General features: G+C 38.5%; 13 protein-coding genes and 1 other RNA gene. 2 read left to right on the forward strand and 12 right to left on the reverse strand.

Going from position 1 to position 16,044, the window contains the following annotated elements; all coding sequences use genetic code 11:
* Positions 1-22 precede the first annotated feature (22 nt).
* The 8 genes from NSQ74_RS17670 to NSQ74_RS17705 form a co-directional block, all read right to left on the reverse strand.
* Entirely contained in the window at positions 23-1,159 is a 1,137-nt protein-coding gene (locus tag NSQ74_RS17670; protein WP_340825063.1) for a THUMP domain-containing class I SAM-dependent RNA methyltransferase, read from the reverse strand.
* Positions 1,160-1,162: 3 nt separating this feature from the next.
* Positions 1,163-2,902 carry a sensor domain-containing protein gene (locus NSQ74_RS17675; RefSeq protein WP_340825064.1) on the reverse strand — a complete coding sequence of 580 codons (1,740 nt, stop codon included), beginning with the start codon at positions 2,900-2,902 and terminating at the stop codon, positions 1,163-1,165.
* A gap of 281 nt (positions 2,903-3,183) precedes the next feature.
* An RNA gene (gene rnpB / locus NSQ74_RS17680) (RNase P RNA component class B) lies at positions 3,184-3,562 on the reverse strand.
* 59 nt (positions 3,563-3,621) lie between these two features.
* Positions 3,622-3,921 carry a cell division regulator GpsB gene (gpsB, locus tag NSQ74_RS17685; RefSeq protein WP_340825066.1) on the reverse strand — a complete coding sequence of 100 codons (300 nt, stop codon included), beginning with the start codon at positions 3,919-3,921 and terminating at the stop codon, positions 3,622-3,624.
* A 121-nt stretch (positions 3,922-4,042) separates the two neighbouring features.
* Positions 4,043-5,290: a ribonuclease H-like domain-containing protein gene (locus NSQ74_RS17690; protein ID WP_340825068.1), complete on the reverse strand. Its 1,248-nt coding sequence runs from the start codon at positions 5,288-5,290 to the stop codon at positions 4,043-4,045.
* Positions 5,291-5,994: 704 nt separating this feature from the next.
* Positions 5,995-8,268: a DEAD/DEAH box helicase gene (locus tag NSQ74_RS17695; protein ID WP_340825070.1), complete on the reverse strand. Its 2,274-nt coding sequence runs from the start codon at positions 8,266-8,268 to the stop codon at positions 5,995-5,997.
* The gene (locus NSQ74_RS17700; protein ID WP_340825072.1) at positions 8,243-8,626 is read right to left on the reverse strand and encodes a YppE family protein; all 384 of its coding nucleotides are present in this window, start codon (positions 8,624-8,626) and stop codon (positions 8,243-8,245) included. The genes NSQ74_RS17695 and NSQ74_RS17700 overlap by 26 nt, the downstream gene beginning before the upstream one ends.
* A 242-nt stretch (positions 8,627-8,868) precedes the next feature.
* Complete coding sequence (locus tag NSQ74_RS17705; protein ID WP_340825073.1) at positions 8,869-9,066, reverse strand: endonuclease; 198 nt, start codon at positions 9,064-9,066, stop codon at positions 8,869-8,871.
* A 382-nt stretch (positions 9,067-9,448) separates the two neighbouring features.
* Between NSQ74_RS17705 and recU the strand changes: the two genes are divergently transcribed.
* Complete coding sequence (recU, locus tag NSQ74_RS17710; RefSeq protein WP_340825074.1) at positions 9,449-10,099, forward strand: Holliday junction resolvase RecU; 651 nt, start codon at positions 9,449-9,451, stop codon at positions 10,097-10,099.
* A complete protein-coding gene (locus tag NSQ74_RS17715) occupies positions 10,096-12,756 on the forward strand; it encodes a PBP1A family penicillin-binding protein (RefSeq protein WP_340825076.1) in 2,661 nt (886 codons plus the stop codon). The genes recU and NSQ74_RS17715 overlap by 4 nt, the downstream gene beginning before the upstream one ends.
* Positions 12,757-12,926: 170 nt before the next feature.
* Here the strand turns inward: NSQ74_RS17715 and NSQ74_RS17720 are convergent, their stop codons facing one another.
* The 4 genes from NSQ74_RS17720 to asnS all read right to left on the reverse strand — a co-directional run bounded on the left by NSQ74_RS17720 (position 12,927) and on the right by asnS (position 16,030).
* Entirely contained in the window at positions 12,927-13,241 is a 315-nt protein-coding gene (locus NSQ74_RS17720; protein ID WP_340825077.1) for a YpoC family protein, read from the reverse strand.
* Complete coding sequence (gene nth / locus NSQ74_RS17725) at positions 13,238-13,900, reverse strand: endonuclease III (RefSeq protein WP_340825079.1); 663 nt, start codon at positions 13,898-13,900, stop codon at positions 13,238-13,240. Before nth ends, NSQ74_RS17720 begins: the two co-directional genes overlap by 4 nt.
* Positions 13,901-13,914: 14 nt before the next feature.
* Positions 13,915-14,643 carry a DnaD domain-containing protein gene (locus tag NSQ74_RS17730; RefSeq protein WP_340825080.1) on the reverse strand — a complete coding sequence of 243 codons (729 nt, stop codon included), beginning with the start codon at positions 14,641-14,643 and terminating at the stop codon, positions 13,915-13,917.
* A 91-nt stretch (positions 14,644-14,734) separates the two neighbouring features.
* Positions 14,735-16,030, reverse strand: a complete 1,296-nt coding sequence (asnS, locus tag NSQ74_RS17735; RefSeq protein WP_340825082.1) for an asparagine--tRNA ligase — start codon at positions 16,028-16,030, stop codon at positions 14,735-14,737.
* Positions 16,031-16,044: the final 14 nt, after the last annotated feature.

Consider the following 16,044-nt stretch of genomic DNA (forward strand, 5'->3'; position numbering starts at 1 on the left):
ATCTCACCTTCCGTTACTCTAGTTAGTCTCTTTTAGACTTTTGTCCCCAGTATTGATAATAATTCGTTTCAATAAAACCATTGAATAACTTACGTCTTTTCGTCGATTGACGACCGTACAATTCTTCAAAGTTTTTCATGGAGGACAGCATGTACACTGACCAAGTTGGGTAGTTTTTCATGACTTGACCTAAATCACGAATGACCTGCTCCACAACTTCTACATCACCAATACGTTCACCGTATGGTGGATTCCCAATCATAACGCCATCTGTAAGCAGTGTTGTAAAATCACGAGCTTGCATTTGTTTGAACGTAATAATGTCCCCAAAACCTGCTTCGAGGGCATTTTCTTGCGCAATACTCACCATGCGATGATCAATATCTGAACCAATAATCTCAAGTGGTTGATCATAATTGGCTATGCTATCTGCTTCATCTCGAACCGCTTCCCAAATTTTCGCTTTCATCCAAGGCCAACTCTCCGAAATAAATTCTCGGTTATAGCCTGGTGCGATATTTTGTCCGAACATTGCTGCTTCTAGAGCAATCGTACCTGACCCACAAAATGGATCTACAAATGGTCGATTCGGATTCCATTTTGAAATCTGAACGAGTGCAGCGGCTAAAGTTTCTTTTAACGGTGCTTCCCCTTGAGCTTGTCGGTAGCCACGCTTATGTAAGCCAGCGCCAGAAGTATCAATGGTAAGTGTAGCCACATCTTTTAAAATTGAAACTTCAATTTTATAAGTTGCACCAGATTCATCTAAAAATCCAAGACGTTTGTAATGCTGCTTCATGCGTTCTACAATTGCTTTTTTCGTAATTGCTTGGCAATCTGGCACACTAAATAATTTAGACTTTACCGATTTTCCTGACACAGGAAATGATGCGTCTACTGGTAAATATTTTTCCCATGGTAACGCCTTTACACTTTCAAACAGTTGCTCAAAAGACTTTGCAGGAAATTGTCCTACAACAATTTTCACACGATCTGCTACACGGAGCCATAAGTTCGTGCGGGCAATGGCCGTTTCATCACCTTCAAAATAAACCTTGCCATTTTCGACTGTCGTTTCGTAACCGAGAGCCTGTACTTCTTGTGCTACAATCGCTTCTAAGCCCATTGCAGCCGTTGCTACTAATTTATAGTTTGCCATACATTATTTCCTTCCTTGATGTTCAATTTCCCAAAACTCGATATACTCCAGCAATTCGGGAAGTGGTAATGGTTTGCTGTAATAATAGCCTTGGATAATATCACAGTTCATTTTCCGTAGTATATCCACTTGTTGCGCTTGTTCTACACCTTCTGCTACAACTTTCATTTTTAGACGATGTGACATTTGAATAATGGCATCTACAACTGCCTGTTTTTCATCGAGCGAACTAATATGTTGAATGAAGCTACGATCAATTTTTAAACAATCGAGAGGGAATCGAACTAAATAGCTCAGCGATGAATAGCCTGTACCAAAATCATCAATCGAAATTTTAAAGCCTAGTTGCTTTAGTCGAACGAGCTTGCTAACCGTTTCCGAAGCACTATTCATGACAGTGCGCTCTGTAACTTCTATTTCAAAATTGTTTGCTGACGTGTTATATCGTTCCAATATTGTCTGAATCGACTCTAAAAAGTTTTGCTGCTTAAAATGAATGCTTGAAATATTAATTGCAATCGGAATTTTACGACCAAATTGTTGTAATTTAATTGCTGCTTCACAAGCCATTTCAATAATAACTTCGCTTAAAGGAATGATAAGACCTGTCTCCTCAGCATATGGAATAAATTCTGCTGGAGATACAAATCCAAGTCTTTCATTATTCCAGCGAACGAGTGCCTCAAGTCCTTGAATATGTTCATTTTCCACCGTAATTTTCGGTTGGAAATGCAGCTCAAATTCGCGATTTTCAATTGCTCTACGTAACTCTGAATCTAACAATAGAACACGCTGACTGTCAGTTTGCAATTCATCAAAATAAAATGAATAGCTATTAAGACCATTCTTTTTAGAATAGGTCATCGCTTTATCTGAACAAGTAATAAGTTGCTCAGACGTCACCCCATCAGCAGGATACATACTAATCCCAATACTTGTGGAGATAAAGACATCTTGTCCATTTATATTCATCGGTTGTTCTATAATTCCAATAATTTGTTCAGCAAATTTCGCAGCTTCTCGAACATTTTTTACTTTCGTTAATGTAACGATAAATTCATCTCCGCCGTACCTAGCAATGATATCTTTGTTTTTTAGCAATGTTTGAATACGTTTTGCTGCTTCTACAAGAATCGTATCACCTACTGCATGACCTAACGTATCATTTATTTGTTTAAATCTGTCCAAATCAAGGAAATAGACAGCATGCTGTACTGAATGAGAAATAGTAGAAGACGATTCTAGTAGGCTATCCATTCTCTCAATATAAGCAAATCGATTTGATACATCTGTTAAGGAATCTGTTAACAAACGTTTTTCCAGTTCATTTTCTACTATTTTTCTTTCAGAGAGATCTGTGAAAATACCACAATAATTTGTGATTTCTCCCATATCATTTGTGATGCTAACAATTGTTAACCATTCAGGATACACGTCTCCTGTTTTACGACGATTCCAAATTTCACCTTGCCATATTCCTTCTTGTCGAATCTTTTCCCACATTGTCAAATAGAAGGATAACTCATGTACACCTGACTGCAACACCGCGGGCGTTTTCCCCATCACTTCATCACGTTTATAGCCTGTAACGAATTCAAATGCTGGATTAACCATCTCTATTTTCTTATGTTTATCCGTAATCATAATGCCTTCAGATACATTTTCAAAAATTTTCTTCAGTAAGGAAGTGGGGTATTTAGAAATCGAATTAATCTTCTCCAGATTATTAATTACTCCGCCCATGTTTCCGCTCCATCCTATCTATCGATACTACCCTTATTTTTAGAAAAGCGCGTTCCTACTTTTTGCGTAGGTATGTATGTCGCGTCCATACGATAACGGTGATGTTATGACTTCGAAGCGTATCGACAAAGGCGCGGCCAACATGGTGTTAGCCTAACCTTAGGCGTATATCGCGCATGACTAGACATCATAAGTAATAGATACAACTTTAATTAGTTCAAAAGAAAAGCTCTCCACCGAATTGGAGAGCGCTTGTTATTTCATAGTTAAGCATCAAAAAATTCAATAAGCCATGTTTTGTTCCCGAGTACTCAAACAGCTTGCGCCTCGTACGACCGGGCAGTAATCATCTATCTACAGAGCAAACTCTGTCCCTCTATCCGTTCAATTCCTTCAAGAGAGTGCCCCTACCATAATTTGGGTTTCTCACTCGTGGGGTTTACCTCGTTCCACCTTGTATGTTTCCAAACAAGCTTCGTCACTGTGGCACTTTCAGGAAGTGTCAACCATATCAAATAGACTTAGGTCTTCCTTCCGCCGTCAGCTTTAAGCTGCCTTACCTTATTTTTTCAGTAAGCACGAACACTACGGCCATCGCAGAACCGTGTGAGCATGGACTTTCCTCTACGACGTCTAGCGTCGCAGCGATTACTCGAATTTCATGATGATACGAAGATTATACTAGAGTTTTATGATAAATACAATGTATATGATAAAAATTATTCGTAAAGCTTGCTACCAAATACATGTTTTTCTAAATTTGAAAGTCGTTTGAGAATATCAAAGTTGGTTGTACCTGCTGCTGAAACAGCTGGTTGCGGTTGTCTCTTTGGCGTATTTTCTATTTCTTCTTTTAGCTGTTTATTCTCTTCTTTCAGTTGAGCAACAACTTTTTCAAACGTTTCGTAATCTTGAATTATTTCATCAAGAAAAGAATCGACCTCTTCTACATTGTAGCCTTTAAAGTTTTTCTTAAATTCCTTTTCAAGAATCATTTTTGAAGTTAATTTAATGTCCATTCACATCGCCCTTCCTCGCACTACATACACGAATTCATTATAGCATATTTCCTAACATTATATCGTCTGAAACCATCAATTGTAAGGCTAAACTTGTCGTTTCTTGCGCTTACCCGGGAAATTATTGCTTATTTCCTAATCTGTGCAACCTCTTTTCCCAAGAAATTGCCCATTTTTGTTTTTGTTCCATTCGCCATTCCTCAGTCGAAGTAATCAATTGTATGCCTTCTAATGTATAATTAATGGCCTGCTTGTAATCTTTCATTTGATGCTCATAGAGCATAGCTAATTGTTCTAAAGCATGCAACTTTTTTCGTGGCTCTATAAAGTGGAGTGAAGCAACAAAAGCATCGATTGCATCGCTAAATTGCTTATTTTTTTTAAGTTGAATTGCCAAATAAAATTGAGCATTGCCCGCTTCTCGCGCATCAAATTGTGTCGTTACCTTTTCTAAAACGTTAACACTTTGGGGGCTTTTCTTTAGATCAGCATACCATTTCCCGATATTCGTGTAAGTATTGGCTGATTCATCGCTCGCCTCTTCAAATAATAAGTTAGTAGAATGAACATACAAGGTTATGAGCGATAGCAAATCCCATTCGTTATGAATAAGGACCTTCATAAGTGCATCAGGCACACCACTTTTCACAGCATCAAGATAAATGATTGGTGCTAAATAGCCAGGGATATCGCCTATACGAGAAAAGCCAAGCTTCTCCTCTTCTACTGATTTTAATTTCATGCGCTCCATATCATTTTTCCATAATCGCTTCGAGCTATGCAGTAAATCTATTTGGCGCTGTGTTCGTAATTTAGGTAATACTTTTTGGTTGAGGGTCCAACGTGTTTCAAGTTGTGGCCAATCAAAACTTTTACCATTATACGTAATAATCGTCGCTGTTTTTTGCCAAAGCCTAGATTCAAATAACAGGGCAGCTTCATGCCCTGGATCTGCTAAAACATATTGCGTTAAGACAAAATCATGATCTGTCAGTTCTAAAAAGCCCAGAAGAAAAATTTGTGTCCCAACACCTTTTAACCCAGTCGTTTCTGTATCAAAAAACAGTACTTGCTCACCCATATTTAATGCATAAGGATGTTCAAAATCAGCACTTTGCCATTTTGTTAGCGCGTCAAAAAATGACTGCAATTGATAGTGACCGTGCTGATAATTGAATGGATAATGCACTTGTCGTTTAAAAACGATGCCAAAGTCATTTTCGATGCGCGTAAGACCTGCCTTTTCCCACTGACCCGCATAGTGAGGAGCACTCGGCTTTTGAAAGATTTGTTCTTCGTTAGCTACCTGTTTTTCTACTTTTTTTCCTAGCATTTTTTTCATTTGTAGTATTTTATTTTCGTAAGACATTAACTTCACTCATTTTCTGCCTGTAAAATTTTTAATACTTGTGCAAGCTATCTTTTACTTTCATTTTGCAAATAATTAGTCTCATAGATTAAACCTCGAGTCACTTGATATACATGTCTTATTGTGTATCGTGTGAAATCATGATTTAAGCCAATGTTATCATACGTGCCAAAATGAATTTTAATGATTTATCTATGCAACGTTTATTTCTCTATAAATATGTCGCTTGCGAATAAGTTTGTAAGATTAACATTATTAATTATTTCTATAAGAATAGCGCCTCCATGTAAAGGATTTCAAAAATTACGAAGCGCTTATTATAAGATATTTAACAATTAGATTGTTTAATTATAATCATTTAGAAGATGAAAGTAATTACTCGTCTATCTCCCTCAACATATAGATTGTCTAAGTTTATAATTTAAAAGTCTGTATAATTAGTAAAGCACATCTTCTCCCTTATGTAAAAAGAGAGAAGATGTGCTTTTTTTGTTATCAATTCATTGCACGGTACATCAATGCAATAAATTGTGTACATGACACAGGATCATCGAGTTTAAAATAGCCATCATCCCACAATGCAATTCCTTGTTGTTCTAAGAAGGTCATATAGTTATAGCTCCATCGGCATTCACCTTCGTAGAGTGTTACATTACTTAATAAAAAGTCGTTTTTATTACTACTTTCAAACCTTCTTTTGTAAACTAATGATTTTCGTTAAGCAATTGAAGAAGTTTGACAACTTTACTTTTTGAATTAATGATTGATTCTTGTGGACCAATGCAGGATGGGCAACCAGACTTACAAGGACAGGCTGTAATATGCTGCTGTGCCTTCATTACTAAGTCCTCCCATAAATCATAAACTTTGTCACTTAAACCAATACCACCTGGATACTTATCATAGACAAAAAACGTAGGTTGTTCGTTGTGCGTCGCCTTCACTTGTGGCACTACCGCTACATCACTACTATCACATTGAATAAATAATGGGATAAAGGCATTCATCGCATAGGCTGCACCCGTCATAGCATCCGTCAACTCTTCTTCAGTCCATTTTTCCGGCGCTAAAAACGATAGCCATGAAGAACTTGTATGCATTTCATCTGGCGGGAGATGAATTGGGCCAGAGCCTATGTTATCATGCGTACCAAAGCGAATTTTTTTAAAGATGGTAGCTTGTGCTACTAATCCTACGTCACCAAAACTAATTGTCCCACCTTGGTAGTTTCGGCTTCGATCTTCTTCAAGTACTTTCATTTCCACAGCTAAATTAGCATCCGTGTAATAATCTACATCTACTTCACGCACAAAAGCTTTTTTTTCTTCCCAATCAAGTTTTTCTACTTGGAATTGAATACCCTGGTGCAAATAGATAGCTTCCTCATGTAATAGTGTCATTGCACTATGACGATCCATTTCTCCAATTACCTTTGTACGAGCAGGTACAGTCATATCGATGATAACAACATTTTCCTGAGATGCTGAACGCAGGCTAATATCATGTGCCGGAAAACGATCATTCATCCAATGCCACTTTTCACTCGTTTTGAAAACAACACCTTCCTCTGCTAAATACTCGAGTAATTCTTGTATTTCAAATTCTCCATACGAATCATTTGTTGAAAAAGGTAACTCAAAAGCTGCACATTTTAAATGATCCATTAAAATCAACATATTTTCAGGATAAATGCGTGCCTCCTCAGGTTCGCTTCCCAGTAAAAAAAGTGGATGATCTACAACGTACTGATCTAGTGCAGTCGATTGTGCTACATATATAATGAGTGCTTCGTCTTGACGACGCCCAGCACGTCCCGCTTGCTGCCATGCACTCGCAATATTTCCCGGGTAACCCGTCATAATGCATGCCTGTAGTTGACCAATATCTACGCCAAGCTCCAGTGCATTCGTACTCACTACAGTTTGAATTGTTCCATTTCGAAGCCCACGTTCAATAACACGTCGCTCTGAGGGTAAATACCCCCCTCGATAGCCACGTACAGATTCGTCTTGTAATTTATTGCGAGTCAGTTCCTTTAAATAGGTAACTATCATCTCAACACGCACTCGGCTTTTTGCAAAAATAATCGTTTGAATTCCTGCTGTATACAGCCTTTTTGCCAAATCACTTACCTCTAAAACTGCACTTCGACGTACACCAAAAGTTTTATGGATAATTGGTGGATTATAAAATAGGAATGTTTTTTTGCCAACCGGTGCTCCTGAATCTGCAATTAACGTTTGCGTTTCGTTCGTTAAATTTTCCGCTAGTTCTTTTGGATTTTTAATGGTTGCAGACGTACAAATAAAAACAGGTTTACTGCCATAAAATTCACAAATGCGTTTCAGTCTTCGAATAACATGCGCTACATGTGAACCAAATACACCCTTATATGTATGCAATTCATCAATAACGATATACTGCAAATTTTCAAAAAGCGACACCCATTTTGTATGATGCGGCAAAATACCTGAGTGTAGCATATCTGGATTCGTCATCACGATATGACCTGCTTTTCGAACCTTTTGGCGTATACCAGGAGCTGTATCACCATCATACGTATAGCTTAAAATGTCCTCCCCACTCTGTTCAATCAGTTCATTTAAATCATTTTTCTGATCCTGCGCTAACGCTTTTGTCGGAAAAAGATAAATTGCACGTGCATTTCGATCTTCTAAAATCTTTTGTAGTACAGGTAAATGATAGCAATATGATTTACCTGAGGCGGTCGGTGTAACTGCAGTAAATGATTTGTGGCTAGTCGCCAAATCAAACGCTTCTCGCTGATGTGTATATAATTGTTCGATGCCACGTGCATGTAATGCTTTGATAAGTGAAGGATGTAGATTTTGTGGAAAAGGAGCAAGTTTGGCATCGCGTCCGTCTAATGTTTGCCAATGAATTATCCGCTCTTTAAGTTCCTCATCATATCGCCACTCATTTAATAACGCACTAATCGTCCGTTTTTTCGATAGCATCGGATTGCCCCTCCTTCACTAAGCGATAAAAATTATTTAGCGTGTAGGAAGTAGAATGAGTTGCATCTAAAAAACGTTTTTTACTTGTTTCTTTATAAAATGATTGCACAACAAATTGCTCCATCGATTCAACCGCTGAAGCAATTTGTCCTGAATGCATATATTTCGGTTTGTTTTTTTGAATCCAAGCATTTGCTTCTTGTTGCCACTCTTTCAATAGTTGATGAATCGTATCAACATGTGGCTTGACCTCTGCAAAAAAGTCTGGCGTACGATCCTCCTCACGCATTTGCCAAAAGCGTGCAACACATTTTTCACATTCATCTATTAATATGGAAGTTTGCTGTATTAGTAACAATTTCGCACCTCATCTCGTATCAAATGTACCTTTAGCATAATTGTCGCAAGCACTTTTCGTTTACAACAATTAACATGTATTAGAATTAAAGAAAAGTGCTGACTTTCAGGAATGTGTACCGACCTCTCATATATCCGACTACCCTGAAAGTTACTTTGCATAATTGCTAACACCCGCTAAAGGCTTTAAATGATTGCATCAAATGAATCATTTTTATTTGTATGAGATTAGTGTACCAAAGTCTATCGTTTTTCACTACTAATAGGCGAACAAGCATTCTTTACTTGCCAGTTCTTTTCTGCTAAGCTTACTTTCTGGCTAACAGATTTGAGCTGCATAAAAAATTGCAGGCTGTGCGCATTGTTTTCCAATGACACTCTCGTTAAAAGTAATTGATTGACTAGATCCAACTGTGCAACTAATTGTCCTAATTTGTTCAATACAACGCCCCCTTTTATCTTTACTTAAGTATTCCTCGCATGTATAAAATAACCTTCATGCGTGACAAAATAAGCGTAAGTTAGCTGAAAGAAGAAGAATTTCGATAAATTTTTAATAGCGACTTCCAATGAGCACTATTAATGAAATTGCTAAAAAAGAATGATTCCCAACGGTTCTAGGAAAAAAGGGGTGTATCCATTTAACAATTTCAATGGCGAATGCAGTTGTTTTATTGGCGAAATTTCTACTTTAAACAGCGAATCACGCAAATCTATCAGCAATAGTAAACAATCTTTAGCGCCACGTTCTGCCTGTGGTGAAGTTATACTGAATCATGGTAAACTATTGTGTATAATAGCAGTATTATAGAAGGTGAGCTAAGTGACAATTCGTTATCCAAATGGGAAAGTCTACACCCCTGCTCCAGCTATTCAAAAAGCTGAGAAAAAGGGGAAAACAAAGGATTTTTCCTATAGTAATCGAGGGAAGACGTTAGAGGATGAAATTAATGAAGCAAACGACTTTTATTTAGAAAGGCAACTTGCTATTATTCATAAGAAACCTGTTCCCGTACAAATCGTCAAAGTAGAGTATCCGTCGCGAAGTGCTGCTGTAATTCGTGAAGCTTATTTCCGAACGCCCTCTACAACTGACTACAATGGCGTTTGGAATGGGCATTATATTGATTTTGATGCTAAGGAAACCGCATCCAAGACGAGCTTTCCATTAAAAAATATACATGGACATCAAATGAAACATATGCAGCAAGTGAAGGAACACAATGGTGTGGCATTTATTATCGTTCGTTTTTCAGCATTTGAACGCTATTTTTTAGTGCCATACGAAGTTTTACAAAAGGCCTGGCATGCAATGGACAATGGTGAGCGAAAATCGATTCCCTTTTCAACCATCGAAAAGGAAGCTTTTGAAATTCCAACAAGCTATTATCCACGTATCGATTATTTACCCGTTCTTCAGCAGTTCATTGAAGCAACAAGTCATGGCTCTGAAAGTGAGGAGATTAAAAAATGAGTGAACGTCGTCAAACACGCGGAGAGCATCAAAAGGCTCTCGCTCAAAAAAATAAAAAGAAAGCGCCGAAAGCAGCAAAATCTTCGACCAAAACGTGGTTGAAGCGCATTGTCCTAACGATACTTATTATAGGAGTTGTTGGCTTAGTCGGCGGAGCAGGTGTATTTGCTTATTATGCAAGCACTGCACCAGAGCTTAATGAAGATTTACTAAAGGACCCTGTTTCATCTGAGTTTTATGATAAAAACGGTGAAGTTTTCGCCACAATCGGTGCTGAAAACCGAAAATACGTAACATACGATGAAATCCCTGAAGATATGATTAACGCCATTCTAGCAACAGAAGACGTTCGCTTTTTTAAACATCATGGTATGGATTTTTATCGCCTAGGTGGTGCAATACTTGCCAACTTCCGTGATGGTTTCGGGGCACAAGGTGCTTCAACTTTAACGCAGCAAGTTGTCAAAAACTCATTTTTACAAAATGAGAAAAAATTAAAACGTAAAGCACAAGAAGCATGGCTTGCCTTCCAACTTGAACGTAAATATTCAAAAGAAGAAATATTTGAAATGTACTTTAATAAAATGTTGATGTCAGGTCGTATTTATGGCTTTGGCACAGCCGCTCAATATTTCTATGGCAAAGAGTTAAAAGATTTAACATTGGATGAAGAAGCACTACTAGCAGGCTTAGTACAGCGTCCGAACGCTTACAATCCATTAAAAAATCCTGAACTGGCAGAAAAACGACGAAATACAGTTTTAGGCTTAATGTACCAGCATGGAAAAATTACAAAAGCTGAAATGGAAGAAGCGAAGAAAGTAGATGTGCTAGCAGGTCTTGCAGACGACGCTACACGTCAAACATTTGCTGGCTCTAAATACGATGCTTTCCTAGATATCGTTATTAATGAGCTTGAAAAAAATGGTGATGGCACTGCTATGGCAGAGGGCATTAAAGTTTACACAACACTTGATCCAAACGCGCAGCAAATTGTAGAAAACATCATGAACGATGACAGTAATTTCCCTACAGAAAACATTGAATCTGGTGTTGCTGTCGTTGATACAAAAACAGGTCAAATTCAAGCAGTCGGTGGTGGACGAAACTACGGGAACCGTGGCTTTAACTATGCAGATGACTTAGTGATGAATCATCCAGGCTCTACAATGAAGCCGTTACTTGATTACGGTCCTGCTATTGAATATTTAAAATGGTCAACAGGTCAAACACTTGTGGATGATCCAATGAAATATACAGGTACAAATCAAACGATTACAAACTGGGATGGTAAATATTTTGGTACTATGACAGCACGTAAAGCTCTATACGCTTCTCGAAACGTGCCAGCCGTTAGAACATTTAAAGAAGTTGGCGCAGACAAAGCAAAAGAGTTTATTGGCCGTTTAGGCATTGAAACAGAGAATGCTTACGAGGCGGATGCCATTGGTGGTGGTGCCATTACAATGTCCCCTATTCAAATGGCAGCATCTTATGCAGCTTTTGGGAATAACGGTGTTTACACTGACCCTTACGCCATTACAAAAATTGTTTATCGCGATGGTAAATCATCGAAAGACTATACACCAAAGCCTAATGTTGCTATGGAAGAATATACAGCATACATGGTAACAGACATGTTGCGTGATGTTGTCAGCAATAAACCAGATGCATCTGGTACTGCAGCAAATGTTTCAGGATTAGATATTGCTGGTAAAACAGGTACAACAAACTATTCAAACGACGAGTTTAACAAATATAATTTACCAAGTACAAGTGTGCCAGATTCTTGGTTTGCTGGTTACACTACCAACTATTCAATTGCTATTTGGAGCGGTTACGAAAAACGTTCTGACCCAATTACAACTTGGGATGAACGCCGATTACCACAACATTTATTTAAAGATATTATGAAAGATCTTTCTGCGAACATTGAAACAGAACGTTTCAAAAAACCAAGCTCGGTTGTAGAAGCTACAATCGAAGTAGGCTCTAGCCCACTTAAATTAGCAAGTGACTATACACCAAGTGAATTACGTCAAACAGAGCTATTTGTTCGTGGTACAGAACCTACAGAAGTTTCAAATGAATACAAAGCTCCTGAACTTTCTACGCCTTACAATGTAAGTGCAAGTTTAGATTTGGCAGGGCAATCTATCAACATTAGCTGGGAACATGATGCGATTCTTGACCCAGAAACGGATGAACCAATGCCGACTACCTTTGAAGTATCTGCTACAAAAGAAGGTGGAGAAACGGTTGTACTTGGAACAACTGAAAGTAAAGGTTTAACAGTTAGCAACACATTAGAAGACGGTAACTACACAATTTCTGTCGTAGCGATTGTGGATGATACGCGAAGTGAACCAGGAACGACATCCTTCCAGATAACGAGTATGCCTGATGAAGATGTAGGTACTGAGGATCCAGATGAACCGGACATTGAACAACCAACACAGCCTGATCAAGGCAATAATGGCAATCATAACGGTAACAATGGGAACAACGGTAATCACAATGGCAATAATAACGGAAATGGAAACAATGGCAATAACGGGAATGGCGGTAACAACGGCAACAATAACGGAAGCCAACCTCCTGTTACGCCAACCGATCCTGTAGTGCCAAACGAGGACGACAATGATGACGGTGAGTAACGATTTAAAAGGTTCTCACTAAAATGAAACAGGTGTAGAAAACGAAATGTTTTCTACACCTGTTTTTTCATAACAAAAAGGTTGTCCTCTACATAACTTAAAGGACAACCCATTTTCTATTAATAGCATATGATTTTTTGATTTGCATCTTCTACGTGCTTTTTTCTTCCTTAGTTTTTGGTTGCCTGTAGACGCAAGCGTGCTGTTCGTTTTTTTGTTTCTTTAAATAATTCATCTAATTGACGATAACACGCATATTGTCCTGGTTTCGTTTTAATAAAGGCCATACGCTCAACCCCATTAATCGGCATTACCTCTTCACCTGCTTCGATAACTAAACGTTCAAACAACATGATAGCCTCTTCCATGAGTCCCTTTGCTTCCCCGTTACGAGCATCATGGGCAGCATGTATTTGAGCTTCCAGCATTGTCCATTCTGTAAACCATTCATCTATTTTTTCTTTTGATATTGCCTCAATGTTCACGCGTTCTTCACCAACCCTTTTTTTAAACGCTTTTGTCCTTCTCGGCAATCATCCAGTAACGGACATGTTTGGCAGCCCGGATTTTGTGCCTTACAATGATAGCGTCCAAAGAAAATTAACTGATGATGGGTTTTCGACCATTTGTCCATTGGTGTTTTCTTCATTATGGTTTCTTCCACTTCAAGCACGGAATCCTTCCAACGACATAAACCTAATCGTTTAGATACGCGTTCTACATGTGTATCAACAGCAAGTGCTGGAATATCAAAAGCTACTGATAATACAACATTCGCCGTCTTACGACCAACGCCTGGCAATGTCACGAGCTCTTCCCGACTTGCGGGAATTTGCCCATTATATTCAGTTAAAAGTCGCGCACATAGAAGTTGAATATTTTTAGCCTTATTGCGATAAAGACCTATTGAACGAATATCCTGTTGAAGTTCTTCTAAGCTCACTGCCAAATAATCTTCTGGCTTTTTATATTTTTGAAACAACGTCTTTGTTACTTTATTGACAAGTACATCCGTACATTGTGCAGATAATAACGTGGCTATTGTCAGCTCGAACGGGTTGTCATGCACAAGTTCGCAATGCGCATTGGGAAACATGCGGTCCATTTCAGCTAGACAATGCTCCCACTGTTTTTTTGTTAACATTCCCTATAAACCCCCTATTCTCTTTCTTCTAACCAGTTATAAAATGGTACTCTGTTTGTCGACTGTGTTTCTTGCTGTAACGTACGTGCCGGCGGTCTATTCAAGCTTTGTTTCTCACGGAACTGTTCGCCTTGTTTATGTGCAGCTTGTGGTGTCGTAATATTTTTCTTTTTCCACTCCAATAATATCCGATCAATATAGCGAATGCTCAATTTACCAGCAAACACAGCTTCCTTTAACGCCTCTTTAATAAGCGCAGGACTGTGCTTATCCTCATCTAGCCAAAAACCGATTTTTTCTAGCTCTAAAGGAGATAAAAGACGCCCCATTTCCTCTTCAAATAAACGGAATACTTCACCCTCTTCTTGACGAAGTGTAGCTGCTGAATTTTTTTGTTCTTTCATTTCGATCATCTGCAATATACGTTCCCAAAGGGGGTACACCGAATATTTTTCGTATAGCGTGCCATTTGAATCGACATCACGTGTAATCTCAAGAAAGCCCTTTTGCATTAGACGCTGTAAGCGAGAGGTAATATCATTACTAGGCATCGTAAGACGATTCATCAAATCTGTTGGTGTAGGAAAATCATTTCCTTCCACATGAAAGGCAAGTAAGTGCATGACAATCAGCGCCTCATCATCCTCAATATTTAACTCCTTATAAAACTGAAAAAAGAGCTGAGGAATTTGTATAGTTCTCTGCTCGGTCCATGTACGGAGTCGATTATTTTTTGTATTCATGTAGACATGACTCCTTTTTCTAGTAAGTAGAAAAGCCGCGTAGAAATTTCACTACGCGACTTTTAAATTGTTTACGTTTGTTGCTAACCGATTAAGGGTATAAACGGTTTAATAGACGTGGGAATGGAATAGTTTCGCGAATATGCTCTGTTCCAGAAATCCAAGCCACTGTACGTTCTAGCCCTAAACCGAAGCCAGAATGTGGTACTGATCCTTGCTTGCGAAGCTCTAAGTACCATGCGTAAGCATCTAATGATAGATTATGTTCCTCAAGACGAGTTTTTAATAAATCATAGTCATGGATACGCTCTGAACCACCGATAATTTCCCCGTAGCCTTCTGGCGCAATTAAGTCGGCACATAATACTACATCATCACGATCTGGATGTGGTTGCATGTAGAATGGTTTGATACCTGTTGGGTAACACGTAATGAATACAGGTTTGTCAAATGAATTCGCAATTGCTGTTTCATGTGGCGCACCGAAATCATCACCCCATTCAATGTCATCAAAACCTTGTTCATGTAATAGTTTAATGGCATCATCGTATGAAATACGCGGGAATGGCGCTTTAATATTTTGAAGCGTCGATGTATCACGACCAAGTCGCTCTAATTCTAGAGTACAGTTTGCCAGAACAGACTGCACAATATGCTCCACATATTGTTCTTGTACTTCTAAGTTTTCTTCGAATTCTACAAACGCCATTTCTGGCTCAATCATCCAAAACTCGATTAAGTGACGGCGTGTTTTAGATTTTTCAGCACGGAACGTTGGACCGAATGAAAAAACTTTTCCTAATGCCATCGCAGCCGCTTCCATATAAAGCTGACCAGATTGAGAAAGGTAGGCATCTTCTTCAAAATATTTTGTGTGGAATAGCTCAGAAGTACCTTCAGGTGCTGATCCAGTTAAAATTGGTGGGTCCATTTTTGTAAAGCCATTGTTGTTGAAAAATTCGTAAGTTGCACGAATAATTTCGTTACGAATTTTCATTACCGCGTGTTGTTTACGAGAACGTAACCATAAGTGGCGGTTATCCATTAAAAATTCAGGGCCATGCTCTTTTGGTGTAATTGGGAAATCTGTTGCTGCATGTAACACTTCAATTCCTGTTACTGCTAGCTCACAGCCGAAACTTGAACGTTCGTCTGCTTTCACCTCTCCAATAACGTACATCGAAGTTTCTTGCGTCATACCCTTTGCAATTGCAAAAATTTCTTCGCCTACTTCTTCTTTCACAACAACGCCCTGTACAAAGCCAGAACCATCACGTAGTTGTAAGAAAGCAATTTTACCACTTGAACGTTTGTTAGCTAACCAAGCACCTAGCTTGACTGTTTCTCCGATATGCTGTGGCATATCTTGAATCATAATTTTTTTCATAGAAATCCTCCAAA

Origin of the sequence: Lysinibacillus sp. FSL W8-0992, from assembly GCF_038008685.1 — a bacterium.
GTDB lineage: Bacteria > Bacillota > Bacilli > Bacillales_A > Planococcaceae > Lysinibacillus.